The organism is Staphylococcus muscae (assembly GCF_003019275.1).
GTDB lineage: Bacteria > Bacillota > Bacilli > Staphylococcales > Staphylococcaceae > Staphylococcus > Staphylococcus muscae.
This window is the reverse complement of record NZ_CP027848.1, coordinates 1,215,225-1,234,918: the sequence shown is the minus strand read 5'-3', so window position 1 is coordinate 1,234,918 and position 19,694 is coordinate 1,215,225. Positions and strand designations below refer to the sequence as shown.

Below are 19,694 nucleotides of genomic sequence, written 5' to 3'. Positions count from 1 at the left end.
ACTTGATGTTGATCCATATTTTAGTTATGGGAGCCATGGAATGGATCGTTTATTCTATGAGAAGGTTTGTACACTTTTTAGGGGAGAACTACAAAAACTTCTATAAAAACGAACCGATTTGTTTTATTACAAGCTCAGACGATAGACTGATAGAAAGTTCAATCTCATGTCTGATGTGAACGGTGAGAAAGAAAGGTATGATATAGACAGAGGTTAGGACATGTAGATGTCACCTCGAATCAATAGTAATCTTGGAGAACATACAAGTTTACTGAAGTAGGAATAAGATTCTATTCCCATATGGATCAAGTGAAAGCAGATAAAACAATCCCTAAACCTTATACCCGAAAACACCTCCTAACTGAGATGTTAAATGAAAACGCACGAACATGTTTCCCCCATGTTCGTGCGTTTATCATTTTATAGAAGGCCGAGCCATTTCCAATATGTCATACTGAAGAGAATGATAAGAACATAGCCGGCGATAGTTAGTGGTAAGCCAACTTTTAAGTAATCTTTGGCTGTAAACGTCTCTGTTCCATATGCCAACATACCTTGTGGTGAACTGACAGGTAATAAGAACCCAAAACTAATTACAAATTGTTGAATTAATACGAATCCAATCGTGTGATCACCCAGATGTAATGTTGTGGCTAAAGATATAAAAACAGGAATCAGTGCAGATGATAGACTCGTTGCACTAGCAAATCCTAAATGAATAAGAATGTTGAATAATGAAATCAAAGCAATTGTCGCAATGATTGGCAAGTGTTCTAGACCCATTAGGCCGAATGTTTTGTCACTTAACCATTGTGCAGCCGTTGTTTGTAAAAGTACATTCCCTAACGAAATACCCACACCAAAGACGATGATTGTGCCCCACGGAATTTTACTTTCGGCTTCTTTCCAACTCATAATACCGATTTTCGGTGTTAACATGATTGCTAAGGCGAGTAATGTAATAGAAGAAGAGTCAATCGGGTGTAAGATTTTTTCGGTTGACCATAGCACCAGTAGTGCAATAGAAATAGCAATTAAACGCCATTCTCTAGGTGTAATCGGGCCTAATTCATCAAATTGTTGTTTTACAAGACTGCTACCGCCTTGAATATGATCTTGCTCGGGTGGGATGACTTTTAAAACAACAAAATAAAGGACTACTGACATAAGCACTGACCATGGAGCAGCATATAAGAACCATTCACCCCATGATACGTCGTGCCCGAGCTGGTTGTTAATAAAGTTGATAGCTACGATGTTTTGTGCGGCAGCCGTTTTAATCCCAACACTCCAAATTGTGACAGCTTGTACAGCTGTGATGACCAGTAACGCAGCAAGGCGACTGTTTTTACTTGCGCCAAATGCAGCGACCATACCGAGTAAGATTGGCACAATGGCACCAGTACGGGCTGTTGCTGATGGAACGAAGAATGCCAAAATAATCGCAACAGCAATGGCACCAATAACAATATTACGTGTTTTGTTGCCAACAAGTGACAATACCCACAATGCAAGGCGTTTGTGTAAGTGAGTGATTTGCATGGCAGTTGCTAGGAATAAAGCGGCAGCAACTAATGCAACAGCACTTGATGAGAAACCACTAAATGCGAGTTTGAGTGCGTTGCTTGTGCCGAAAGCAGTATCTCCTGAGATGGGCTCGCCTCCTACCTTTGGGTTGCCAAGAGATTCTGCTAAATTTTGTACTGGGCTGAAACCGAGTAAAAGAATGATAAGGCTGATAATAATGGCAGCAGAAACGGGGTAGCTAACTGCCTCTGTAACCCATAAAATGACAGCGAAGGCTAGAATGGCTAATGCAGCTTTACCCATAATTGGTAAGCTTGCAGGGGTTGGAATAAGTAATATGGTGATTAATGCAACAAATGCCAAAATGAACCATAGTGGTTTAAAGTGGCTTGTAGATTGTTTTTTCTTAGGTGTCCCCATATTGAAACGTCCTTTCTATTTTTAAAGTGTTTTTATTTTAACAAGCAATAATTTAATACATAATTATATATCTTTAATGTTCATAAAATAGACAAAAAATAATATGTATTTTAAAAAGTACTTGAACATCTAATATGTTTGTGAAAATAGGGCGTAGGTCGTTCAATAATTTGTCAGAATTCCAATAGTAATAAGATATGTAGTCAGTGGTACAATGAATTTGATGTCTGCTGACGTGCAAGCGTTATCGGGACACCGATATGCCATAATATGCTTTTATCATTCATTTATAAGGAGATGTTTATATGAATAAACGTTATGTCAAAGTATTAGGATTATATGTTGCAAGTACTGCAGTACCAGTATTATTGAATAAAGTTTGCAAGTTGGATGGCGTAATCAAGTGGGCAGTACAAACAGCATTAGGATATAGCATTTTTGCATATGGCTTGAAGGTCATGACACGACGCAAAAAAGCTGCACAATAAATGAAAAAAGCGATTTGAACACTTTCAAAATGTTCAAATCGCTTTTTATGTGCGTTCATCACTTATAGTTTTTTAGGTGTACCATTTAGGTAAGCGTATAATAAACCAATCATCAAGCCACCACCGATGTAGTTACCAATAAAAGCAAAGATGATGTTTTTAAGAACGCCAAGACCGCTTAATGCATCTAGGTTATAGAACAACATACCGACGAATAAGCCAGCATTATAAACAACGTGTTCATAACCCATAAATACGAAAATAATTACGCCGATTGCAATGAAGAATGTTTTTGTCATACCTTCTTTAAACATCAGTGATACATAAATACCAATGTTAATAAAGAAGTTGGCGAAGATCGCTTTCACTAAAATAGCATGCCATGTTGGCTCAATTGTTTTGGCAGCAACTGTTTTAGTCAGTGCTTCGATCATTTCTGGAGTCATGACTTGTGTGCAAATCAATAAGCCGAATAAAACGAAGGCACCTAAAATATTTCCTAAGAAACAAACCGCAAACAACCACATTGATTTTGCGATAGAAATTGTGCGGTAGTACATACCGATTGTTAGGAACATAAAATTACTTGTTAATAACTCTGAGTGTGTCAGTACGATGAATACTAAGGCAATACTGAAAGCAATTGCTCCCATGAGATTGACGACACCTGGTAAGGCACCAGCCATTTGTGTTTTCATAGCTAACATAAATACAGTCACGATTGCGAGTAGAAAGCCAGACATCATCGATTTTAAGATGTAGCGTGGCATTGTGCGGTCCAACATGATCTCTTTCATCGCTACGCTGTGGATAATGCCTTCAACGATAGAACGAGATGAATACGTATCCTGAACCGCTTTTGTTGGTTTTTCAATAGACACTGTAATCCCTCCATAAAATTTTTGTGATTTAATTAACAATTATATTTTACTTTATTATTAATAGAATAAATAGGGGTATTTTAAAATAATGAGCCAACTATTACAGATTGTACACGACATTCTGATAAAATAGCGAAAAAAGTATAGAAAGGATGTGTCACGATGACACAACAATTTCGACTTGCAACACTTGAAGATACCGATGCTTTACATGAGCTGATGTATCGTTCTTTCACCCCATTACGTGAAGTGGGGATTAACTGGCCGTCTGTCAATGCAACACCTGAGATGATTGCAGATAATATTCGAGATAATGCTTGTTATGTATTGGAAGTTGATAATCGCATCGTATCAACGCTGTCTATCCGTTTCCCTTGGGAGTCAGACACACCTGTCTCCAAATACCCATTTGTATGGTGGTTAGCCACAGATCCAGAAATGAGTGGCAAAGGCTACGGAAGTCAAATGATGCGTTATGTGGAAGAAGTCATTTTACGAGATACATTGAAAGCCCCGGCAGTTGTACTCGGAACATCTGCACGCAAAATGGCTTGGCTTGAAGATGTCTATCAACGACGTGGTTATGAGACGTACTTCGAAATGGAAGATGAAGAGTCAGGGGACAAAGGTGTCATGATGGTGAAAGTACTTATTCCAGAGCGATATGATGACAAATTATTAGCGCCACCACCATGGGGTGAAGCGTAATACACCAGTAGTTGGCCTAGGTTATAAATGGTATAAAATAGTTGAATAAAATCGATGATAGGGAATCCCCTTGTGAATAGACTAGGGGGTTCCCTATTTCTGTTTCTGACTGTGAATGGAATCACAAAAAGTATGTGAAATATATTACAATATAAAGGAGGGGGTGAAGCAGTTGCAGAAAACGATTTTAATTGTACATGGCATGCGTAAAGGCAAGTTGAATGAGACGCTTGAACAGTTTGTACATGAACTATTTAATGATACATCGATTGATTATGATGTGGCGTTTTTGGAGTCGGAAGAACAATCTTTAGACACTGTAATCGAAGCAACGGTAGAACAAGGGTATCAAGCAGTGAATTTAATGCCGTTGTTACTCTTCACGGCATCGCACTATTATGAAGATATTGCAGATCAAATGAAGGTATGGACAGAGCAATATTCTCAAGTTCATTTTGAACTAGCAGAACCACTCGGGACGCATCCAGCAATGGCGGATTGGGTGTCGAAACAACTGGTGCGTTATGAGCATGAAATCGATGATACAACAGGTATTGTGATTTTAGCGCATGGCAATGCACGTTTTGATGAGCCTGATGTGGCGTTGACGCGATTAGCCGAACAGCATCCAAATGATCAGTTTCAGTGTTATCCGAGTATGGTATATGGCAAGTTGAAGTTCAAAGATACATTACTACCACTCGCAGAGCAGTATGATAAGTTGCTCGTCATTCCATTTTTCTTTTACGACGGTTATCTCGTCAATAAAACGAAGCGACAAATTGCGGAAATGATGTTACCAACGGAAATCGTCTATACGACTGCAATTAACTTTGACCCAGTATTAAAAACGATTATTTTAGCGCGTATCGCGTCTTGTCAGGAGGCACGTCATGTATCCAATACAGCTGAACTTGTGTGATAAGCAAGTTGTGATAGTTGGTGGGGGGAAGATTGCATGGCGGAAATTCCAAGGGTTGATTCATGAAGACTGCCGAATTGATGTAGTGAGTCCACAATTTCATGAAGGGTTCACGTCAAAGCAATGGCCATCATCAGTCAGATTATTATACAAAGACTATGAAGCGGATGACATTGCAGCAGCCGACTTAATCATTGTGGCGACAGATTGTTCTGACGTCAATGATCGTGTGGTTCGTGATGCGACAGATAGCCAATGGGTGAACCATACGGGAGACAGACATCAGTCGGACTTCTTCAACACTTTGAATGTTAGGCATGATGACATGACAATTAGTATCAGTTCATCAGGACAATCCATTCGAAAGACACAAGCTTACGCAAAAAAAATAAAGGCATATTTAAAAACGTTAGAGGAGGATATCCATGAGTAAAACGAAACTATTAATGATCGGTAATGGTATGGCGGGGGTTCGTACAATTGAAGAAATTTTAGATCGTGACCCTGATAAGTTTGACATTACAATTATCGGTAAAGAACCTTATCCGAATTACAACCGTATTATGTTGTCAAACATCTTACAAAACAAAATGACAGTCGAAGAGACAATCATGAATCCATATGAGTGGTATGAAGAACATAACATTCAATTGATTACAGGTGACAAAGTCATCAAGATCAACCGTGAAGAACAAAATGTTGAAACAGAAAGTGGTCGTGTTGTGTCATACGACCAAATGATTATCGCAACAGGTTCTGATTCATTCATCTTACCAATCGACGGTTCACGTTTAGATGGTGTTGTTGGTTTCCGTACAATTGATGATACAGAAAAAATGCTTGAAACAGCGAAAACGAAGAAGAAAGCAATCGTTATCGGTGGTGGCTTGTTAGGTCTTGAATGTGCACGTGGTCTCGTTGATCAAGGCATGGATGTAACAGTTGTTCACTTAGCGGAATGGTTAATGGAAGTACAATTAGACCGTAAAGCAGGTGGCTTGTTAAAAGCAGACCTTGAAAAGCAAGGCATCAAGTTCGAATTACAAGCAAATACGCAAGAAATTATCGGTGAGAGTCATGTAGAAGGTATTCGTTTATCAGACGGACGTGTCTTAGATGCAGACATGGTCGTAATGGCAGTAGGTATCCGTCCAGTAACGAAAGAAGCACGTGCAGCTGGCTTAGAAATCGGTCGCGGTATCGTAGTAGACGACTTCATGAAAACAAGTGATCCTAACATCTATGCAGTTGGGGAATGTGCGGAACACCGTTCTAAAGTATACGGTCTTGTTGCGCCACTTTATGATCAAGGTAAAGTATTGGCAGACCATATTACTGGTAAACCAACAGAAGGTTATCAAGGTTCTACAACATTTACATCATTAAAAGTATCAGGCTGTGACTTATTCAGTGCGGGTCGCATTACTGAAAATGAAGATGTACGTGGTATCGAAACATTCAACGGTGTAGATAATATTTACAAAAAAATCTTTGTTCAAGATAAAAAAATTGTTGGTGCGGTCCTTTACGGTGATACAGAAGAAGGTAACCGTTTCTACAATATGATGAAGAAAGGCGATACAATCGACGAATACACACTTGTATCTATCTTGCATAAAGCAGGTGAAGTAGATGCGATTAGTGTTGCTGATATGGATGATGACGAAACAATCTGTGGCTGTAACGGTATCTCTAAAGGTGTGATCGTTAATGCGATTAAAGAGCACGGTTTAACATCAGTTGCAGACGTAACAAGAGTGACAAAAGCAGGTAACTCTTGTGGTAAATGTAAAGGTCAAATCGGTGAGTTATTAGAACATACATTAGGTGGAGACTTTGTTGAAAGTGGTCCAACAGGTATTTGTGAATGTACAGACTTATCACGTGACCAAATCGTTACGCAAATCCGTGCAAAAGGTCTAAAAACATCTAAAGAAGTACGTCACGTATTAGACTTTAAAAACAAAGGCGGTTGTCCGAAGTGTCGTCCGGCAATCAACTACTACTTAAACATGGTATATCCACATGATCATGAAGATGAAAGAGCATCACGTTTTGCCAACGAACGTTACCATGCGAACATCCAAAACGATGGTACATTCTCTGTTATCCCACAAATGCGTGCAGGTGTAACAGATGCGGATCAATTAATCCGTCTTGGTGAAGTGGCTAAGAAATATGATGTACCACTCGTTAAAGTAACAGGTTCACAACGTATCGGTTTATACGGTGTTAAAAAAGAAGAATTACCTCAAGTATGGGAAGATCTAGGCATGCGCTCAGCATCTGCTTATGCGAAGAAAACACGCTCAGTTAAGAGCTGTGTAGGTAAAGAGTTCTGCCGTTTCGGTACGCAATATACAACAAAACTTGGTATTCGCCTTGAAGAAACTTTCGAATACATCGACACACCACACAAATTCAAAATGGGTGTATCTGGATGTCCACGTAGCTGTGTAGAATCAGGCGTAAAAGACTTCGGTATCATCGGTGTTGAAAATGGCTTCCAAATCTACGTTGGTGGTAACGGTGGTACAGATGTTGTGAAAGCTGAATTCTTAACAACAGTAGAAACAGAAGATGAAGTAATCAAATTATGTGGTGCATACATGCAGTACTACCGTGAAACGGGTGTTTATGCTGAACGTACAGCACCATGGTTGAAACGCATGGGCTTTGACCAAGTGAAATCAGTCGTATTAGATCCAGAAAAACAAGAAGAACTGTATAACCGTATCATGGAAGCGAAAGCAGCAATTCCTGAAGAACCATGGAACGATATTACAAGTGATGATATGAAACGTAAAATTTTCGAAGTGGAGAAGGTGTAAGACAAATGGCAGAAAAAGTAAAAGTGGCACATATGTCAGAAATTGAACCATTAATTGGTAAGAAAGTCATTGTTGGAGACAAACAAATTGGATTATTCTTAACGGAAGATGGCGAACTTAAAGCAATCAACAACGTTTGTCCACATAAACAAGGGCCATTATCTGAAGGGACAGTCAGCGGTCATTATGTCTTCTGTCCACTTCATGATCAAAAAATTGATTTGAATACTGGTGAAGTTCAAGAGCCAGATGAAGGCTGCGTTGAAACGTATGAAGTAGAAATTATCGACGATGAGGTATATTTATGTCTGTAACAGACAGCCCCTCAAAAGTATATTTAGTAGGAGCAGGTCCGGGTAACCCGTGCCTGCTCTCAAAAAAAGCGGAACGTTGTATCCAACAAGCAGACGTCATTTTGTATGATCAGCTCGTACATCCATTTATCTTACAACTATCACGTCCAGATGCAGAATGGATACATGTTGGAAAAACACCATACACACGCTACATTAGACAAGAACGTATTAATGAGTTACTCGTTGAAAAAGCGGGTGAATATCAGCGTGTTGTTCGCTTAAAAGGTGGCGATCCTGCCATTTTTGGTCGTGTGACGGAAGAAGTGGACACACTTCGTATACATGGGATTGATTTTGAAATCGTCCCAGGCATTACTGCGGCTAGCGCAGCGATTAGTCAATTGGGTCGTGGTTTAACAGAGAGACAAGTATCAACAAATATTACATTTACAACGGGTCATTTTAAAGATGATGTTGAAAATGAAATTGATATTACAACGCTTGAAAATGGTGGTACTTTGGCAATCTATATGGGTGTTAAGCGCCTACCAGTATTGATGGATGAAATTATGACAAAAGTTGGTATTGATTATCCAGTTGCGGTGATATTCAATGCAACACGTCCGAATCAACAAGTCATTGGTGGGACTGTAACAACGATTGCCGATAAAATCGCACAATTACCTGAGCGTCCAGGGCCAGGTGTTACCATTGTAGGTGAAGTTGTCCGTGATGTTGAAACGATTAAGCCAGCAGTGAATAACATGCCAGAAATGGTCTTGTTGACAGGAGAACGCACACGTTGTATTGATATCGCATATGATATTTTTGAAAATGGTGGTGCGGCATTAATTGATGATCGTGAAGTGTCAGAGCTACATCCAAGCCAACATGAAATTTTGACAGCATGGCTCGAAAATTATGACTTCACATCAGAACAAATCATTGAATAATAACCAATAAACATCGTACAAGGGATGAATTAATGAATTCTCTCGCTGTGCGATGTTTTTATAATGCTTTCAATTTTTGGTATTTGTTAATAAAATTATTAGAAAATTAATAAAATGCTTAATTTGTTTGTGCTACGATAGAACTGTAAGTCAAATTAAAAGGAGGGTCCAAATGAAGCAAACAGTTTTTCGATGGGTGGCAGTATTTGCCTTGATTTTAGGTTTTTGTGGGATTGTCACTCTTGGTACAGCACATGCAGAAACAACAGATGTGACTGATTCTGAATCGAACCAAGCAGTAGAAATGATTGCAGCAGACACAGTGGAAGCGACACCGACATCGGCTGATGAAATGAATGGTGACAATACGAATCATGAGCGTGCAACAGAACAACCGGTCGTTGCCGAAGATGAAGGAATGATGGAAGAATCGCAACCTGAAGCAGTGGCTGAGTCGACAGATTTACAAGATGAGAACACTGTACCACAAGAAGAAATGACAGCGACGAAGAGCGATACTGTTGTTCAAAACGAAGCGCAGTCAACGACACATACAATCTTACATACGAACGATATTCATGGCCGTATGATTGAAGAGAATGACCGTGTTATTGGGATGGCAAAGTTGAAAACTTTGAAGAAACAGCAAAAACCTGACTTAATGGTCGATGCGGGTGATGCATTCCAAGGATTGCCAGTTTCTAACTTGTCAAAAGGGGAAGAAATGGCAAAAGCGATGAATGAAGTAGGTTATGATGCAATGGCAGTTGGGAACCATGAATTTGACTTTGGTTATGACCAACTGAAGAAATTGGAAGGCATTCTGAACTTCCCATTACTGAGTGCCAATGTGTATAAAGACGGTAAGTTAGCATTCAAACCATCAACGGTTGTTAATAAGAATGGTTTGAACTACGGCATCATCGGTGTCACAACACCTGAAACAGCGACAAAAACAAGTCCAGAAGGCATTGTAGGTGTGACATTTGCAGATCCACTTGAATCGGTGAAACGTGAAATGACGAAGTTGAACAATCAAGTGGATGCCTTCGTTGTATTGTCACATCTCGGTATTGATCCATCTACGCAACAAAAATGGCGTGGTGATTACTTGATGCAACAATTGAATGCAGTGAAAGATTTCAAGCATCCGATTGTTGTGATTGACGGTCATTCACATACAGTGTTGGAACAAGGACAAACATTTGGTAAAGATGTATTAGCACAAACTGGAACAGCTTTAGCGAATGTAGGAAAGGTGACATTTGACGTAAAAGATGGACAGTTAAGCAATGTGAAAGCGGCATTAATCAATGTGAAAGATGTGGGCGATTTAACACCAAATGCAGCGTTGAAAAAGCAACTTGATAAAGCAAATGCAGATTATTTAGAAGCAACATCTGAAGTAATCATCCCGAATAACAAAATACACTTCAACGGTGAACGAGATGATGTACGTACGCAAGAAACTAACTTAGGAAATGCAGTAGCAGATGCGATGGAAGCATACGGTCAACATGGTTTCAGTACACCTTCTGACTTCGCCGTCACGAACTCAGGTGGCATTCGTGCTTCTATTGCACCGGGGACAGTGAAATTGAGTGATATTATTACAGTATTGCCATTCGGTAACACCATTGCTCAGATCAAAGTAACAGGTGAAAACGTATTGAAAGCATTTGAACATAGCTTGAGTGCACCGACACAAACCATTGACGGTAAAACACAATTCACAGCGAATGGTGGATTGTTACAGATTTCTAATGGTGTCCGTGTTTACTATGATATGAACAAGGCACCCGGACAACGTGTGAACGAAGTACAAGTGTTGAACAGAAAAACAGGTCAATATGAACCGCTAGACTTAACACGTGTCTACAATGTTGCAACGAACGACTTCACAGCGTCAGGCGGCGATGGTTTTGACATGTTTGGCGGACCACGTGAAGAAGGTGTGTCACTTGATAAAGTCATGGCGGATTACTTGAAAACGGCTGACTTATCGCAATATGACACAACGGAACCGCAGCGCATGATTATGGGACAACCGGTCAAAGGTGAAGATGCAGTGACGACTCCACCTGCGACAGAAGTACCAAATAATCCAACGCAAACACCACAGCCAACAGTACCGGGTGAAGTGATTCCATTCCCGACAACACCGGAACAGCCAGCTGTAACGGGAGATAACGATGTAGTGGCAGCGGCAATGTCAACAACGGATATGCCACATAAATCGCTGCAAGCGAACGTTGTGCATATGCCGATGACTTTGCAAGAACAATCTGTAATGATGGCTGGAAATGATGGAGATATGTTGCCAGCGACGGGTGGAACGCCAGCGGATACGACGGCACTTGGTTACTTGTGTATTGGTGTAGGTTTATATGCGATGCGACGTAAACGAGTAGCGTAATTTTTTATAATATAGTCACAATGGACAGCACTCTTAAAAAGGGGCTGTCTTTTTTTGTATATCGGAGTGTATTTTGGGGATTTGAAAAAGAGTGAGAAGCGTTATCAACTAGTCGTATCAAGGGATACAAGAGTTTGTGAAAAAATTAACAATTAGGGAATATGGAGATATAAATAGGCAAATCCCTAGTATCGTGAAAAAAATAGCAAAGGTACAATAGACATAATAAGGAAAGCCTATGTCTATTGAGGAGGATGAATATGGCAAAATTTGGATTAAACTTCTTTAAGCCGACTGAAAAGTTTAACGGTAATTGGTCAGTTTTGGAACATAAGAGCCGTGAATGGGAAAAAATGTACAGAGAAAGATGGAGTCATGACAAAGTCGTACGTACAACACATGGTGTTAACTGTACGGGATCATGCTCATGGAAAGTGTTTGTAAAGAATGGTGTCATCACTTGGGAGAACCAACAAATTGACTATCCAAGTTGTGGACCAGATATGCCAGAATTCGAACCTCGTGGCTGTCCACGTGGTGCGTCGTTCTCATGGTATGAATACAGCCCACTACGTATTAAATATCCATACGTAAGAGGTAAATTATGGGAATTATGGAAACAAGCATTAAGTGAACATGAAGATCCGATTAAAGCATGGGCGTCTATCGTTGAAGATGAGAAGAAAACACGTATTTATAAATCAGCACGTGGTAAAGGTGGCCATGTGCGTGCAAACTGGAGAGACGTAGCGCAACTTATTTCAGCACAATTAATCTACACAATTAAGAAAGATGGTCCAGACCGTATCGCAGGATTCACACCAATTCCAGCGATGTCTATGATCAGTTATGCAGCTGGTGCACGTTTCATCTCATTACTTGGTGGAGAAATGTTAAGTTTCTACGACTGGTATGCGGATTTACCACCAGCATCTCCACAAATCTGGGGTGAACAAACAGACGTACCAGAATCAAGTGACTGGTACAATGCAGCATACATCATGATGTGGGGTTCTAACGTGCCATTAACACGTACACCAGATGCCCACTTTATGACAGAAGTTCGTTATAAAGGTGCAAAAGTTGTTTCAGTAGCACCTGACTATGCAGAAAACGTTAAGTTTGCGGATAACTGGTTAGCGCCAAACCCTGGTACTGACGCAGCGATTGCACAAGCAATGACACATGTTATCATGCAAGAATTCTATGAAGATGAACCATCTGAAATGTTCATAAACTATGCAAAACAGTATTCAGATATGCCTTTCGTAATTCGTTTGGATAAAGATGCAAATGGCTACAAAGCTGGTCGTTTCTTACGTTCAAGTGACTTCGGCAGTACATCTGAAAACAGTGAATGGAAACCAGTCGTATTCGATACGTTAACAGATACAATTCAAGTGCCAAACGGTACAATGGGTCAACGTTGGGAAGAAGGCAAACAATGGAACCTTAAGTTAGAAAACGAACAAGGTGAAAAAATTGATCCAGCTATGACAGTAGCAACAGGTGAATATGCGCTTGCAACAATTCAATTCCCTTACTTCGACAACGCAGGTAACGGTGTATTCGAACGTCCAATTCCAGTGCGTAAAATGACATTGGCAAATGGCGAAGAAACACTTGTTACAACAATCTATGACTTAATGGCATCACAATATGGTGTGAAACGTTTCGGTCATGAATTAGAAGCAAAAGGTTTTGAAGATGCAGAATCGTTCTACACACCTGCATGGCAAGAAAAAGTAACAGGCGTGAAAGCAGACGTTGTAACACAAGTTGCACGTGAATTTGCACAAAACGCAATTGATACAGGCGGCCGCTCAATGATTATCATGGGTGCAGGAATCAACCACTGGTTCAACTCTGATACGATTTATCGTGCAATCCTTAACCTTGTTGTTTTATGTGGTTGTCAAGGTGTGAACGGTGGCGGCTGGGCGCACTACGTTGGACAAGAAAAATGTCGTCCAATTGAAGGTTGGAGCACAATTGCATTTGCGAAAGACTGGCAAGGTCCACCACGTTTACAAAACGGTACAAGCTGGTTCTACTTTGCAACAGATCAGTGGAAATATGAAGAATCTGGTGTAGATCGTCTTGCATCACCACTTGCAGAAAACATCAAGTTACAACACCCTGCCGACTACAATGTTCTTGCAGCACGTAACGGTTGGTTACCTTCATACCCACAATTCGATCGCAACAGCTTATTATGGGGCGAAGAAGCACGTGATGCTGGTGAATTCACAAACGAAGCAATCTTAGCACGTGCTTTAGAAGACGTGAAATCACGTAAGACGAAGTTTGCGGTTGAAAACCCAGGCTTGCGTAAAAACCATCCGAAATCATTATTCGTATGGCGTTCAAACTTAATCTCAAGTTCTGCCAAAGGTCAAGAGTACTTCATGAAACACTTATTAGGTACGAAGTCAGCATTAATGGCTGAACCGAACGAAAGAGACAAACCAGAAGAAATCGAATGGAGCGAAGATACAGTTGGTAAGTTAGACTTACTTGTTTCTTTAGACTTCCGTATGACTGCAACACCATTGTACTCAGACGTTGTCTTACCAGCTGCAACTTGGTATGAAAAGCATGACATTTCATCAACTGACATGCACCCATTCATTCATCCATTCAATCCAGCAATCGATCCATTATGGGAATCACGTTCTGACTGGGATATCTTCAAGACATTGAGTAAAACATTCTCAGATATGTCTCGTACACATTTAACAGGAACATACAAAGACGTTGTGACAGCGCCATTAGCACACGACTCTAAACAAGAAATCTCATTATCATATGGTGAAATCAAAGACTGGACAAAAGGTGAAGTTGAACCAATTCCTGGTAAAACAATGCCAGGATTTGCGGTTGTAGATCGTACTTATACAGATGTACACGATAAGTTCATCTCAGTAGGACCATTACTAGAGAATGGTAAAGTCGGTGCACACGGTGTCAGCTTCTCAGTTAAAGAAGAGTACGATGAGTTACGCAGCATGGTTGGTAAATGGGAAGACGATACAGTGAAGAATGACAAACCACGTATCGATACAGCACGTAAAGTAGCAGACGTTATCTTAAACGTATCTTCTGCATCAAATGGTCGCGTATCACAAAAATCATACGAAGATCTTGAACAGCAAACTGGTATGGAATTAAAAGATATTTCTGCAGAACGTGCATCAGAAAAGATTACGTTCTTGAATATCACATCACAACCACGTGAAGTGATCCCAACAGCGGTATTCCCAGGTTCTAACAAACAAGGTCGTCGTTACTCACCATTCACAACAAACATTGAACGTCTCGTACCATTTAGAACATTGACAGGTCGTCAAAGTTACTATATCGACCACGAGGTATTCCAACAGTTCGGTGAAGCATTACCAGTATACAAACCAACATTACCACCAATGGTATTTGGTACGAAAGATAAAGAAGTCAAAGGTGGCGTTGACGCACTTGTATTACGCTACTTAACACCACACGGTAAGTGGAACATTCACTCAACATATCAAGATAACCAACATATGTTGACATTATTCCGTGGTGGTCCAACAGTTTGGATCTCAAACGAAGATGCAGCACAACATGGCATTGATGATAACGACTGGTTAGAAGTTTATAACCGAAACGGTGTTGTAACAGCACGTGCAGTTGTATCACACCGTATGCCACGGGGCACAATGTTCATGTACCATGCGCAAGACAAACACATTCAAACACCAGGATCTGAAATCTCTGGTACACGTGGTGGTTCACACAACGCACCAACACGTATCCACCTAAAACCAACACAATTAATGGGTGGTTATGCACAAATTAGTTATTCATTTAACTATTACGGACCAATCGGTAACCAACGTGACGTATACGTTGCCGTTAGAAAAATGAAAGAGGTGGATTGGCTTGAAGATTAAAGCACAAGTAGCAATGGTATTAAACCTAGATAAATGTATCGGATGTCACACATGTAGTGTGACATGTAAGAGCACATGGACAAACCGTCCGGGTGCAGAATATATGTGGTTCAACAACGTAGAAACAAAACCAGGTATTGGTTATCCAAAACGTTGGGAAGACCAAGAGCACTATAAAGGCGGTTGGACACTTAATAAGAACGGTAAGTTAGAATTAAAATCAGGGACACGTATTAACAAAATCGCCCTTGGTAAAATTTTCTACAACCCAAACATGCCAGTCATCAAAGACTACTATGAACCATGGACATACAACTATGAGCACTTAACAAATGCGAAAGACTCAGAACACACACCTGTTGCGAAAGCACACTCAGTAATGACAGGTGAACGTATGGACATCGACTGGGGTCCAAACTGGGAAGATGACTTAGCTGGTGGTCACATCACTGGTCCTCAAGACCCTAACATCCAAAAAATCGAAGAAGAAATCAAATTCAACTTCGACCAAACATTCATGATGTACTTACCACGTTTATGTGAACACTGCTTGAACCCAAGCTGTGTGGCATCATGTCCATCAGGTGCAATGTACAAACGTGATGAAGACGGTATCGTACTTGTAGACCAAGACGCATGTCGTGGATGGCGCTACTGTATGACTGGTTGCCCATACAAAAAAGTTTACTTCAACTGGAAAACAAACAAAGCTGAAAAATGTACGTTCTGTTTCCCACGTGTTGAAGCTGGGTTACCAACAGTATGTTCTGAAACATGTACAGGTCGTATGCGTTACTTAGGTGTATTACTTTATGACGCTGACCGTGTACAAGAAGCAGCATCAACTGAAAACGAACAAGACTTATACGAAAAACAATTAGAATTATTCTTAAACCCATTTGATGAAGCTGTCATCGAACAAGCTGAAAAAGATGGTATTGCGCAAGAGTGGATTGAAGCAGCTCAAAACTCACCAATCTACAAATTGGCGATTGAATACAAATTGGCATTCCCATTACACCCAGAATACCGTACAATGCCGATGGTTTGGTACTGCCCACCACTCAGCCCAATCATGAACTACTTTGAAGGTAAAAACTCTGCGAACAACCCAGACGCAATCTTCCCAGCAATTGAAGAAATGCGTTTACCAGTTCAATATTTAGCAGAATTATTCACAGCAGGTGATACAACAGCTGTGAAAGGATCATTACAACGTATGGCAATGATGAGAAGTTACATGCGTGCTGAAAACACAGGTCGTGAATTCGATATGTCTCGTTTAGAACGTGTTGGTTTAACTGAACGTCAAGCGAAAGATATGTATCGTTTACTTGCAATCGCAAAACACGAAGATCGTTTCGTTATTCCAACATCTCATAAAGAACAATACATGGACACTTATGCAGCGCAAGGTAGTCAAGGTTACGGTGGTGAATACTTCGGTGCAAACTGTGACGGTTGTGGTGTGCCAGTAGGTGCTAGCGACAAGTCAGGTCAAGAGATCTACAATGAAAGTTTCTATGGAGGGATTTTCCGTGATTAATCTTGAAATGCTGAAATACTATAAAGACACATTAGGATTTATGAGTCAGCAATTAAGTTTCCCGGAGAAGTTAACATTCCACCCAAAAACATTTGAAGACGTCTTTAATGAAGAACATCCAGCGTATATGCATGTTATGAAATATCGTGAATTAATGTATGAAAAAAGTTTGTCAGACATTCAATCACTGTACACGGATACATTTGACTTCAACGAAAAAACAACGCTCTATATGACATTCAATAAATTTGATACGCAAAAAGAACGTGGTCAAATGTTGGCAAAACTCAAGGTCTTATACGAAATGTTTGGCCTTGAGATGCCATCTAATGAACTATCAGATTATTTGCCGCTGATGTTAGAGTTTCTCTATGCGGCAAATCTTGATGGTGATAGTCGTGCACAAGAAAACATGCAGTTACTTGTGATGATTATTGAAGATGGCACATACCCAATTATGAAAACATTAGAAGAACAAGGAAATCCGTACAGTCATTTAATTCGTGGTCTACGTGAAACATTGAAGCGCTGTATAGTAAAAGACGATGAGGTGAAGCATCATGTTTAATCAATTTTTATGGGTTATCTTCCCATACCTTTGCCTTGCCATCTTTGTCATTGGTCATATTGCTCGTTATAAGTTTGATCAATTTTCATGGACGGCAAAGTCGAGTGAATTTATCGAAAAGAAGCAGCTTAAGTGGGGCAGCTTGATGTTCCACTTAGGGATTATCCCAGTGTTCTTTGGACACGTTGTAGGGCTTTTAATCCCAGCACATTGGTTAGAAAGTGTCGGTGTTAATAACCACCTTTACCATATCGGTGCTGTGTATATCGGTAGTATTTTTGGTATAATCACGTTGATAGGTATGTTCCTATTAACAGCAAGACGTGTGACGAAACAAAACGTTCGCCGTCTAAGTTCAGCATCAGATATTTTTGTAAACTTTCTATTATTAACAATTGTCTTTGTTGGTTGTTACGCAACATTAGTTACAAATGCAACAGTGCCAGATTTTGATTATCGTCAAACGATTTCAATCTGGTTCAGAGGATTATTTATGCTTAGCCCAGATGCAAGCTTAATGGTTAATGTACCACTTGCATTCAAATTGCACGTATTACTTGGCTTTACAATTATGGCATGTTGGCCATTCACACGTCTTGTTCACGTGTGGAGTGTTCCGTTGACATATGCAAGCCGTAGTTATATTATTTATCGTAAACACAAAAATTAATATGGAGTGATGACCGTGAACCAGATTGATTTTTCTCAACATGATTATCAAGATGAGTTAGATAGATTACGTCACAAATATCAATTTGACTTTGCCGGAATCGCACTACCTACTGAAGATCATGTTGGCACGAAAATCAAATGGAGATACGTGTCAGGTAACTTGAACGAAAGATATCAACGTATTGAATTGCGCTATGGCCGTGGTGTTGCTGGGAACGTTATGAAAACCGGCAAGCCGATGATTATTCATGATGCAAACGAAGAACAGATTCAAGTTGCACTGTTCAATTATCCGATCTTGATAAGTGAACAACTCACTTCAATGGTTGCAATACCGCTTTGGCACAATCATCGTGTCAAAGGGGTGTTGTTATTTGGTCAACGTGATAATTCGCCACTCCCAAAAGTCGTGAGAGATGTCTCAGTGATTAACGGGATTGGTGGCTTAACGAGTGAGGACAGGGTGGTGCGATCATGATACAACAACATAATAAGACGAAAGAACTTTCAACATTTTTGAATGCCTATTATCACCAAACATCAGAGATGATCATTTTTATAGATGGTGAGGGGAAAGTCATTTATATGAATGAAGCGGCTGAGCGTGTCATATCACCGGAGAATGACTTGAGCGGTATCTCCAACACGATATGTGGTCGTTGTGAAGGCTATACGAATGAGCATGCATTACAGACTTGCTACAACTGTTTCCTTAAATCTGAAGACATAGGCAATACAGCTTTTCAAGTATTTATGAAAACAACTGATAACAAAGTAGAGCCTTTCACTGCCACATATCAAACAATTGATGAAGAGAACGATATTAAAGCATTTACACTACAAAATGTAACGCCACAGATTCAAAGACAAGAAAAGCTATACCAACGCAATATGATTCAAAAGACAATTGCAGCACAAGAAAATGAACGCAAACGTATCTCACGTGAGTTGCACGATGGTGTCGTGCAAGAACTCATCAACGTGAGTGTCGAGTTGCGTCTTTTGAAATATCAGCAAGAAATGGGTTCTCTACTAGATGGTGCGAAAAATATTGAAGGCTTAATGACGAAGCTGATTGATGATATTCGTAACTTATCATTGGAACTCAGACCGTCTTCATTAGATGACCTCGGATTAGACGCAGCATTCAAGTCGTATTTCAAACAGTTGGAGTTGAATTACGGATTGATTGTAAATTATCATTTTGATATGATGCCACAGCGTTTCGATAGCGAGATTGAAACGGTCGTCTATCGTGTCGTCCAAGAAGCGGTATTCAATGCGATGAAATATGCTGGCGTCGATTCAGTAGATGTTTATATTAGAAGAACTGAAGACACGTTGTATGCGGAAGTATCTGATCAAGGACAAGGCTTTGAACCGAGTGATTCGCCAAAAGGTTCGGGACTCGGACTGTATGGTATGAATGAACGTGCTGAACTGGTTAATGGACACCTAGATATTGAAACACAAAAAGGGAAAGGTACGATTGTGTCACTTGATGTACCAATTAACCAAAAGTGAGGGGAACAAG

The 19,694-nt window shown here is 40.1% G+C and carries 16 protein-coding genes; 14 read left to right on the top strand and 2 right to left on the bottom strand.

Annotated elements, in window-relative coordinates; translation table 11 throughout:
* Nucleotides 1–420 precede the first annotated feature (420 nt).
* Nucleotides 421–1,947 (bottom strand): SLC13 family permease, encoded by a 1,527-nt coding sequence (locus C7J88_RS06230; protein ID WP_095117814.1) that lies wholly within the window; start codon nt 1,945–1,947, stop codon nt 421–423.
* Between the two features lie 305 nt (nt 1,948–2,252).
* On the opposite strand from C7J88_RS06230, the gene C7J88_RS06225 reads away from it, so the two are divergent.
* Nucleotides 2,253–2,435 (top strand): hypothetical protein, encoded by a 183-nt coding sequence (locus C7J88_RS06225; protein WP_095117812.1) that lies wholly within the window; start codon nt 2,253–2,255, stop codon nt 2,433–2,435.
* 62 nt (nt 2,436–2,497) lie between these two features.
* Here C7J88_RS06225 and C7J88_RS06220 read toward each other — a convergent pair whose 3' ends face one another.
* Entirely contained in the window at nt 2,498–3,316 is an 819-nt protein-coding gene (locus tag C7J88_RS06220) for a formate/nitrite transporter family protein (RefSeq protein WP_095117809.1), read from the bottom strand.
* Nucleotides 3,317–3,478: 162 nt separating this feature from the next.
* Here C7J88_RS06220 and C7J88_RS06215 point away from each other — a divergent pair, with 162 nt between their 5' ends.
* The 13 genes from C7J88_RS06215 to C7J88_RS06155 all read left to right on the top strand — a co-directional run bounded on the left by C7J88_RS06215 (nt 3,479) and on the right by C7J88_RS06155 (nt 19,684).
* On the top strand, nt 3,479–4,024 hold the full coding sequence (locus C7J88_RS06215) for a GNAT family N-acetyltransferase (protein WP_095117806.1): 546 nt from the start codon (nt 3,479–3,481) through the stop codon (nt 4,022–4,024).
* A 172-nt stretch (nt 4,025–4,196) separates the two neighbouring features.
* Entirely contained in the window at nt 4,197–4,946 is a 750-nt protein-coding gene (locus C7J88_RS06210) for a sirohydrochlorin chelatase (RefSeq protein WP_106904258.1), read from the top strand.
* Nucleotides 4,918–5,379 carry a precorrin-2 dehydrogenase/sirohydrochlorin ferrochelatase family protein gene (locus C7J88_RS06205; protein ID WP_095117804.1) on the top strand — a complete coding sequence of 154 codons (462 nt, stop codon included), beginning with the start codon at nt 4,918–4,920 and terminating at the stop codon, nt 5,377–5,379. Before C7J88_RS06210 ends, C7J88_RS06205 begins: the two co-directional genes overlap by 29 nt.
* Complete coding sequence (gene nirB, locus C7J88_RS06200; RefSeq protein WP_095117802.1) at nt 5,372–7,777, top strand: nitrite reductase large subunit NirB; 2,406 nt, start codon at nt 5,372–5,374, stop codon at nt 7,775–7,777. The genes C7J88_RS06205 and nirB overlap by 8 nt, the downstream gene beginning before the upstream one ends.
* A 5-nt stretch (nt 7,778–7,782) precedes the next feature.
* The gene (nirD, locus tag C7J88_RS06195) at nt 7,783–8,091 is read left to right on the top strand and encodes a nitrite reductase small subunit NirD (RefSeq protein ID WP_095117799.1); all 309 of its coding nucleotides are present in this window, start codon (nt 7,783–7,785) and stop codon (nt 8,089–8,091) included.
* A complete protein-coding gene (gene cobA / locus C7J88_RS06190; protein ID WP_095117796.1) occupies nt 8,082–9,026 on the top strand; it encodes a uroporphyrinogen-III C-methyltransferase in 945 nt (314 codons plus the stop codon). Before nirD ends, cobA begins: the two co-directional genes overlap by 10 nt.
* 172 nt (nt 9,027–9,198) lie before the next feature.
* On the top strand, nt 9,199–11,442 hold the full coding sequence (locus tag C7J88_RS06185) for a 5'-nucleotidase C-terminal domain-containing protein (protein ID WP_095117794.1): 2,244 nt from the start codon (nt 9,199–9,201) through the stop codon (nt 11,440–11,442).
* 260 nt (nt 11,443–11,702) lie between these two features.
* Nucleotides 11,703–15,374, top strand: coding sequence for a nitrate reductase subunit alpha (locus tag C7J88_RS06180; protein ID WP_095117791.1), 3,672 nt, complete (start codon nt 11,703–11,705; stop codon nt 15,372–15,374).
* Nucleotides 15,364–16,920, top strand: a complete 1,557-nt coding sequence (gene narH / locus C7J88_RS06175) for a nitrate reductase subunit beta (RefSeq protein ID WP_095117789.1) — start codon at nt 15,364–15,366, stop codon at nt 16,918–16,920. Before C7J88_RS06180 ends, narH begins: the two co-directional genes overlap by 11 nt.
* Nucleotides 16,913–17,488, top strand: coding sequence for a nitrate reductase molybdenum cofactor assembly chaperone (gene narJ, locus C7J88_RS06170; RefSeq protein ID WP_095117786.1), 576 nt, complete (start codon nt 16,913–16,915; stop codon nt 17,486–17,488). The genes narH and narJ overlap by 8 nt, the downstream gene beginning before the upstream one ends.
* The gene (narI, locus tag C7J88_RS06165) at nt 17,481–18,158 is read left to right on the top strand and encodes a respiratory nitrate reductase subunit gamma (RefSeq protein ID WP_095117784.1); all 678 of its coding nucleotides are present in this window, start codon (nt 17,481–17,483) and stop codon (nt 18,156–18,158) included. The genes narJ and narI overlap by 8 nt, the downstream gene beginning before the upstream one ends.
* Nucleotides 18,159–18,173: 15 nt before the next feature.
* On the top strand, nt 18,174–18,638 hold the full coding sequence (gene nreA, locus C7J88_RS06160) for a nitrate respiration regulation accessory nitrate sensor NreA (RefSeq protein WP_095117781.1): 465 nt from the start codon (nt 18,174–18,176) through the stop codon (nt 18,636–18,638).
* The gene (locus C7J88_RS06155; RefSeq protein ID WP_095117779.1) at nt 18,635–19,684 is read left to right on the top strand and encodes a sensor histidine kinase; all 1,050 of its coding nucleotides are present in this window, start codon (nt 18,635–18,637) and stop codon (nt 19,682–19,684) included. The genes nreA and C7J88_RS06155 overlap by 4 nt, the downstream gene beginning before the upstream one ends.
* Nucleotides 19,685–19,694: the final 10 nt, after the last annotated feature.